Source organism: Companilactobacillus furfuricola, from assembly GCF_003946325.1.
GTDB classification, from domain to species: Bacteria; Bacillota; Bacilli; order Lactobacillales; family Lactobacillaceae; genus Companilactobacillus; species Companilactobacillus furfuricola.
Genome location: NZ_RHNT01000015.1, coordinates 38,422 through 46,025, shown reverse-complemented (window position 1 = coordinate 46,025; position 7,604 = coordinate 38,422). Strand labels below are relative to the sequence as shown.

8 protein-coding genes are annotated in these 7,604 nt (G+C 41.5%); 4 read left to right on the top strand and 4 right to left on the bottom strand.

All coding sequences use genetic code 11. From position 1 onward, the window contains the following. Positions 1–206: 206 nt before the first annotated feature. The 4 genes from EKM78_RS13280 to EKM78_RS06135 form a co-directional block, all read right to left on the bottom strand. Entirely contained in the window at positions 207–335 is a 129-nt protein-coding gene (locus tag EKM78_RS13280) for a hypothetical protein (RefSeq protein WP_281273599.1), read from the bottom strand. Between the two features lie 129 nt (positions 336–464). Further along, entirely contained in the window at positions 465–1,808 is a 1,344-nt protein-coding gene (locus EKM78_RS06145) for a C1 family peptidase (RefSeq protein WP_125770429.1), read from the bottom strand. 19 nt (positions 1,809–1,827) lie between these two features. Further along, positions 1,828–2,517 (bottom strand): ribose-5-phosphate isomerase RpiA, encoded by a 690-nt coding sequence (gene rpiA / locus EKM78_RS06140; protein ID WP_125770427.1) that lies wholly within the window; start codon positions 2,515–2,517, stop codon positions 1,828–1,830. Continuing rightward, positions 2,517–2,834, bottom strand: coding sequence for a GNAT family N-acetyltransferase (locus tag EKM78_RS06135; RefSeq protein ID WP_125770425.1), 318 nt, complete (start codon positions 2,832–2,834; stop codon positions 2,517–2,519). Before EKM78_RS06135 ends, rpiA begins: the two co-directional genes overlap by 1 nt. Before the next feature lie 126 nt (positions 2,835–2,960). Here EKM78_RS06135 and EKM78_RS06130 point away from each other — a divergent pair, with 126 nt between their 5' ends. Genes EKM78_RS06130 through gltX form a run of 4 tightly spaced genes read left to right on the top strand, consistent with a single transcriptional unit; the run spans position 2,961 to position 7,582 of the window. Next, positions 2,961–3,506: a dCTP deaminase/dUTPase family protein gene (locus tag EKM78_RS06130; RefSeq protein ID WP_125770423.1), complete on the top strand. Its 546-nt coding sequence runs from the start codon at positions 2,961–2,963 to the stop codon at positions 3,504–3,506. 19 nt (positions 3,507–3,525) lie between these two features. Then, positions 3,526–4,893, top strand: a complete 1,368-nt coding sequence (radA, locus tag EKM78_RS06125) for a DNA repair protein RadA (protein WP_125770421.1) — start codon at positions 3,526–3,528, stop codon at positions 4,891–4,893. A 15-nt stretch (positions 4,894–4,908) separates the two neighbouring features. Beyond that, the gene (locus EKM78_RS06120; RefSeq protein WP_125770419.1) at positions 4,909–6,105 is read left to right on the top strand and encodes a PIN/TRAM domain-containing protein; all 1,197 of its coding nucleotides are present in this window, start codon (positions 4,909–4,911) and stop codon (positions 6,103–6,105) included. Then, complete coding sequence (gltX, locus tag EKM78_RS06115) at positions 6,086–7,582, top strand: glutamate--tRNA ligase (RefSeq protein WP_125770417.1); 1,497 nt, start codon at positions 6,086–6,088, stop codon at positions 7,580–7,582. Before EKM78_RS06120 ends, gltX begins: the two co-directional genes overlap by 20 nt. The last annotated feature ends 22 nt before the right edge of the window (positions 7,583–7,604 follow it).

Sequence of the window (7,604 nt, the reverse complement as noted above, 5' to 3'; positions counted from 1 at the left end):
TGTTGGGCAAACTTATCCTGCATTTCCGGCCTATTAGTCGATTCTTGTACATCAGCTCAGTACTTTGCTTTAGACTTTCTTCAGATTCCACCTCGCGGTGGACACCCTTGTCCTCAACTCGTGATTCCGACTACTACGGCTTACAGTGAACTTTCATCACCTAGCTAACGCCCATGCCGAGCGCACCCAAATTATTCTTAGCGGTTTTACCGCTTAGAATAAGACTCGTATTTGAGATCGTCGAAGCGTACTTCTTCGAGGAGCTCAAATCGATGTCGGCAGCGTTCTGCGGCTGTATCCCCGGGCCCCGGAGTCGGCATTGAACGTGCAACCAAACTACTACCTCAACCTAACCAAACAAACTAACAGACCTCCAACAAAGAAAAACGCCTCTGTCTGCCATAGCTCTCTTACATCTATATATCAAAAAAAGCCGGTATAAAAACCGACTTTTCAATAAAACCCTATGCTAAAGCACCCATAGGATCCCAAGGAGCAAGAACCTTAGGATCTTTAGTCTCTTTATCAAATGTAGCTTTCAAGTCATCACTCAAAAGATCCTTGTTAATAACCAACTGATAAACAAACTCATTAAACCAATCGTCACTCATAACAAAATAACCCTTAGTACCGACTTTTTCACCCCAAGAATTTTCAACCTTCCACTTAGTAGGCTTACCATTCTCGTCCAAGTCAACACCAGTAATAACCATAGCGTGATCCATCATACTCTCAACGTAATCAAGACGTTCAGCCTTAGTCATGCTGAAATCAGTATCAAACAATCCAGCAAGATCATAGATCTTAGTATCCATAATACCAAGCTTACGGTCGGAGCTTTGCACAACATCGCTTCCGAACCAAACCACTTCACCAGATTGCAATTGCTTAACGGCCAAGTCTTTAAAGTTTTGCAGCTCCAAGTTCAAATGACGAACTTGACGGCCACCAACAACATTTCCTAAAAGCTCAACAGTATAAACGTGATTGTATGGCTTGTCCTCAGTAGGTGCATTAATAGTTGAAATGTAGTTGTCGATATCCCAACCAACGTACTTGTTGAAAAATTCGACTGGTGTGATATCAGTTTCCTTGTGATACTTCTTATCGTCATCACGATAAGCCCAATCAAATTTAGCAGGTGGTTCGCCAATCGTATAAACTAAGATCTTGTAGATCTCAGCTAACATTTCGTCCTTTTGTCTTTGAATATCAGTCTCTGATTCACCGTCATTAACTAACTTACGTAAAGTTACGGCATTTTTGCGTAATTTAGTATTGAGTACAGCATTCAATTCACGAGAATTGGTCCGGCTGGCTGTATCTGGCATCACGCTCTTAGGAACGACGCCGTATTTTTGAACCAAAGCCATGACCATGTCCCATTGACCACCGTCTTGTTGAGGTGTTGTCATCAAGAAGTCGACTTTGCGATCACCAATTGGCAAAGCTGCCGTATTAATGACATTTTCGTAGAAGAAATTCGACTTTTCTAACTTGTCCCAAAATTCCATGTAGCCTTCAGATAGTTCAAAACCTTTGATCTTGAAATCTGTTTGGATAGGATGTCTCATAGTGTTTAAAGCAGCAAAGACCCAGCACAAGCCGGATTGCTTTTGGTCGGCAACCGAACCAGTATCGATCTCGACTGAGAAGGTAGGATCCATTGCGATTTGTGAAGCAAGTGTTTCACTAGATTTATAAATACCATTATTTGCGACAGCATTCTTAATGGCAGATGAACCTGGAGTGTCTTCAAATGCTTTTTGAAAATCTGATAGTTCTTTTGATGTGATTTCCTTAGTCATGTATTACTCTCCCTTTAAATTATCTAATGTTGTCGATGACTTTTGGACCGTCATCATAGCCAACGATTACAGTATTCACTATATCAAGAAATAGTCCATGTGCAACAATTCCAACTTGATGATCTAACCAATCAGCTAGTAGGTGAGGGTGGGCGATGTGACCATTTTTTAAGTCAATAACGTAATTTTTGTTGTGTGTCAAAACGCGGTCGCCGTTTTCATCGAGACGGAATTCTGGTTTGAGATTTTCTTTAGCTAAATCGTCAAAAGTCTTTTGGCAGCCGAAGGGAATAACTTCGATCGGTAAGGGGAAACTACCCAATTCGTCAGCCATCTTCGATTGATCGACGATCCAAAGATTACGATGAGAGTTAGTTGCAACCATTTTCTCTAACAAGTGAGCAGCACCGCCACCTTTGATACCTTGGAAATTCTTATCGATTTGATCGGCACCGTCGATCGTTAGATCGATATGATCGACTTCATTTAAGTCCTTCATCGGAATGCCAAGATTTTCAGCTTGTTTTTGTGAACGTGATGATGTGGAAACACCAACGATATTTTTGATCTCACCAGCTTGGTATCTGCGACCAAGTTCCTCGATCATGTAGTAAACTGTCGATCCTGTTCCTAGTCCTACGATCGAATTACTTTCGATAAAATCTACTGATCTAACACCTACGGCTTTTTTAAGTTCGTCTTGATTCACTATTCTTCCTCCTCTAAATCCTTCAATAGTTGTTGGTAGTTGTCGGCTAATAAAAATCTGATCTCAGGTCGCTTCTTGAATGCTGCTTTAGCATATTCGCAAACGGGTACGACCTTGAGACTCTTCAAGTCGGCATAGTCTAGTAATGAGTTCAATAACTTACCCGCAAGTCCGTGTCCTTGATAAGTATCATCGACACGTGTGTGGTCGATAGCGATGACGCCATCTTTGACAGTTGAGTAAGTTATTTCGCCAATTTCTTTGCCGGTATCTGGCTCAAAAATGTAAAAACGATTCTCGCTATGTCTTATTTCCATAAAAAGCCCCCTTCAATTCACACATTTACTTTAATCTTACCTTAATAAGTCGGGAAAGTCAGTGTATTGACCATGTTTAAATGATATCATTTTAAGTGACTGAGACTGAAAAAGGAGAATGTAATATTGTCAAAACAACGTGGGTTTGAAATCGTAGAAAAATATCGTGGTCAAGGGATCAATTTACCAAAACGCCAAACTAAAAAAGCAGCTGGCTATGACATTGAAAGTGCGGTTGATTTTGTCGTTCCTTCAATGTGGAAATTTGGAGTAGTAAATGCTATCAAATTTCTCCTAAATAAGGGTAAAATGGATGACACCAAACTTGATGAGATTCAAAATGCTATCAAGCCAGTTTTAGTACCAACAGGTGTTAAAGCCTATATGCAAGATGATGAAGTCTTGATCGTCGCAAGTCGCTCGAGCAATCCGCTCAAACGAGGACTTTCGATCCCAAATGGAATCGGCGTCGTCGATGCAGATTACTACAACAACAGTGGTAATGAGGGAGAATTGTTCATTCAACTGATCAACTTTTTCCCAAAAGATTATCACATTAAAAAAGGCGATCGTTTAGCTCAAGGTATTTTTACCAAATATCTGACAACTGACGACGATCAAGGTGGTCTAAAGCAACGTGAAGGTGGCTTTGGATCATCAGGTATTAAATAAGAAAGAAGGAAACGATCGATTGGCAAAATCTAAAAGCAAATTCGTCTGCCAAAGCTGTGGTTATGTTTCACCGAAGTATTTAGGAAGGTGTCCTAACTGTGGTTCTTGGAATCAAATGGTCGAAGAAGTTGAACACACTGAAGCAGTTAAGTCGACTCCGAGCCGTCGGACGAGTGATCTCGAGATCAAACCGCAGAAGATCAACAGCGTTTCGTTTGAAAAGGAACCGCGGATCAAGACGGACTTGTCTGAATTGAATCGGGTCCTAGGCGGCGGGATCGTACCAGGGTCACTCATTTTGATCGGTGGAGATCCCGGTATCGGGAAATCAACGCTCTTGCTCCAAGTTTCTGGTCAACTGCAGAAGAATTCGGGCAAAGTTTTATACGTTTCTGGTGAAGAGAGTGCTTCGCAGATCAAGATGCGAGCCGATCGATTAGGGATCAATGGGGACGACTTATACGTCTACCCTCAGACTGACATGAGTTATATTCGCCAAACGATCGATGAACTAAAACCCGATTATTTGATCATCGATTCGGTGCAAACGATGGACGAACCTGAGATCGGCTCAGCTGTCGGTAGCGTTTCGCAGATCAGAGAAGTGACCGCAGAATTGATGAATATCGCTAAACAACAAAATATCACTGTCTTCGTCGTTGGTCACGTGACCAAAGGTGGAGCTATCGCTGGTCCAAAGATACTGGAACACATGGTAGATACAGTGCTATATTTTGAAGGGGATACTCATCACAGTTATCGGATCTTGCGCTCGGTCAAGAATCGTTTCGGTTCGACTAATGAGATCGGTATTTTTGAAATGCAGACGCAAGGACTTTCCGAAGTGGAAAACCCTTCTGAGATCTTTTTGGAGGAGCGGCTCAAAGATACTAATGGTTCAGCCGTTGTCGTCTCTATGGAGGGGACACGTCCCATCTTAGTCGAGATCCAATCGCTGATCACGCCGACGATCTTTGGAAATGCCAAACGAACGGCAACAGGTCTGGATCACAATCGGGTCTCAGTCATCATGGCAGTTTTGGAGAAGCGGGGTAATTTGATGCTCCAAAACCAAGATGCGTATTTGAAGTCAACTGGTGGCGTCAAACTTGATGAACCAGCCATTGATCTAGCATTGGCGATGTCGATCGCTTCAAGTTACAAGAATTTGGGGATCTCTGCCACTGATTGTTTTGTTGGAGAAGTCGGTTTGACTGGGGAGATCAGACGGGTCAATCGGATCGATCAGCGAGTCAACGAAGCTGAAAAGCTTGGCTTCAAACGGATATTCATTCCCAAGAACAATCTCGGCGATTGGGTCAAAGATCAACAGATCCAAGTCATCGGTGTCAGCACCGTAGCTGAAGCGATGAGTAAAACTTTTTAATATAGGAGGTTTTAGATGCGAAAAATTATAGTAAATGTCATCTTTGCCTTGATCGGTATTGCTGTCGGCGTGACAGTTTTGCCATCATTGTGGCGAGTGACTGGTGTATATGATATTCGTTGGGTCAATAATGGGTATGTCGACGGACTTACTGGCGGCATTATTTTTTATTTTTTCTCATTTCCTTTCGTCGAACCCTTGACTCGCTTAAACGAACGAATTGAAAAGGACTTAGGTTCCAGGTCTCCAAGCTGGATCATTTACGGAGCGCTGTTTTTGATCGGTGGCTTGATCCTAGCTAATATTATCTCGATCCCATTTTATATGATGCGGTCGACGACCTTTAATATCATCATTCCGTTGATCCTAATGATCATCTTTGGTTTCTTAGGATTTCGGATCGGAACGACTCGCAGGAACGATTTAAAGGGTTTTACTAACTCAAAGAGAAAATCAAACGATAAATTGGCTAGTGATGGTGATATCATTGAAAGGGCGACTGAAAAAGATTTTTATCCGTATAAGATCTTGGACACATCGGTCATCATTGATGGGCGTGTCCATCAACTAGCTCAGACTGGCTTTTTGGAAGGGAAATTGATGATCCCTGACTTTGTCGTGCATGAATTGCAGCTGATATCTGACTCTTCTGATAATCAAAAACGAGAGCGTGGTCGACGCGGTCTAGATATTTTGAATCAGCTCAAAATGGATCAAACCATTAATTATGAAACGACAACACGAGATTATGACAATATTCCAGAAGTTGATAACAAATTGTTGAAACTTGCCAAAGAAATTGGTGGCGCGGTCTTAACAAACGATTATAATTTAAACAAGGTGAGCGAATTTCAAAACGTCAAAGTTCTCAATATTAATGAACTAGCCAAAGTTTTGAAACCAATGGTTTTGCCAGGAGAAACAATGACTGTTAAAGTTATAAAGGAAGGTACTGAACGCGAGCAAGGTGTTGCTTACCTTGAAGACGGTACGATGGTTGTTGTTGAAGAAGGAAAATACTTCATCAATAAATCATTGGAGGTCGTTGTAACTAGTGCATTACAAACTGATGCCGGTAAGATGATCTTCACCAAGCCAAAACACTCATTCAATGGTATTTCGGCCAAGAATCCAAAGAAATCTGCGGATAACAAACCAAGTAAGTCAACTAGAAAAAGGGGAGAACGTAAAAGTGGCAAACAAAGCAAATAATGATATTCGAGTAAGATATGCTCCAAGTCCTACAGGACATCTACATATTGGTAATGCGAGAACAGCAATTTTTAATTACTTATTCGCACGTCATCACAAAGGAAAATTCATCATTCGTATCGAAGATACTGATACGAAGAGAAACGTTGAAGGCGGCGAAAAGAGTCAACTAGAAAACCTTAAATGGTTAGGCGTTGACTGGGATGAAGGTCCAGATGTCGGTGGTGACTTTGGTCCATATCGTCAATCAGAACGGAAAGATATTTATCAAAAATATATTAAAGAACTTCTCGACAAAGGCTTAGCTTATGAATCATATCTTTCAGAAGATGAATTGACTAAGATGCGTGAAGATCAAGAAGCACGTGGTGAAATGCCACATTACGAATATGAATTTGCTGGAATGAGCGAAGAAGAAAAGGATCAAAAGATCCAAGCCGCTAAAGACGCTGGAATTACTCCCGTTGTCCGTATCCATGTCCCAGTTGGCAAGGACTACGTTTGGGATGATATCGTTAAAGGTAAAGTTTCCATTGAATCAGATACATTAGGTGGCGACTGGGTCATCCAAAAACGTGACGGTATGCCAACTTACAACTTTGCCGTAGTTGTTGACGACCATTTGATGAAGATCAGTCATGTCTTACGTGGTGATGATCACGTTGCTAATACACCTAAGCAGATCATGATCTATGATGCCTTAGGTTGGGAAGCACCAAAATTCGGTCATATGACATTGATCATCAATACAGAAACTGGTAAGAAGTTAAGTAAGCGTGATGAATCAGTGCTCCAATTCATCGAACAATATCGTGAATTAGGCTATCTTCCTGAAGCAATGTTCAACTTCATTACATTACTAGGCTGGTCACCAGTCGGTGAAGATGAATTATTCAACCGTAAACAATTCATCAAGATCTTTGATGAGAATCGTTTGAGTAAATCACCTGCTAAATTCGACCAAAAGAAACTCGAATGGGTCAACAACCAATACGTCAAGAACGCTGACGTTAGTGAGATCTCCGACTTAGTGATCGAAAATTTGATCGTTGCTAAGAAGATCCCCGCAAACCCAGATACAAACACGATCCAATGGGTCAGACATTTAACAGAACTTTACATGCCACAAATGAGTTATACGCAACAAATCGTTGATCTAGCTGATATCTTCTTCGATCAACCAGAAGTTTTGACTGACGATGAGCAAAAGGAATTAGCTGATGACGATGCCAGAACTGCTATCGAAGACCTTCGTGGCAAGCTTGAGAAACTAGATCGTTTCACAGCTTCACAGATCATGGCTGCTATTCAAGGCGTTCGTGCTGATACTGGCGTTAAAGGTAGAAAACTTTATATGCCTGCCAGAATCGCTACAACACGTACGATGCATGGTCCAGCTATTGCTGAAGCTATCGAGTTATTCGGTCGCGATGCAGCACTTAAGAATATTGATAAGACATTAGATCAAATGAAATAAGTACCGGAAGGTACAAAACAAG

Coding starts and splice junctions, on each gene's coding strand:
- EKM78_RS06145 (WP_125770429.1), bottom strand. CDS start 1,808: ATGACTAAGGAAATCACATCAAAAGAACTATCAGATTTTCAAAAAGCA.
- EKM78_RS06135 (WP_125770425.1), bottom strand. CDS start 2,834: ATGGAAATAAGACATAGCGAGAATCGTTTTTACATTTTTGAGCCAGAT.
- EKM78_RS06120 (WP_125770419.1), top strand. CDS start 4,909: ATGCGAAAAATTATAGTAAATGTCATCTTTGCCTTGATCGGTATTGCT.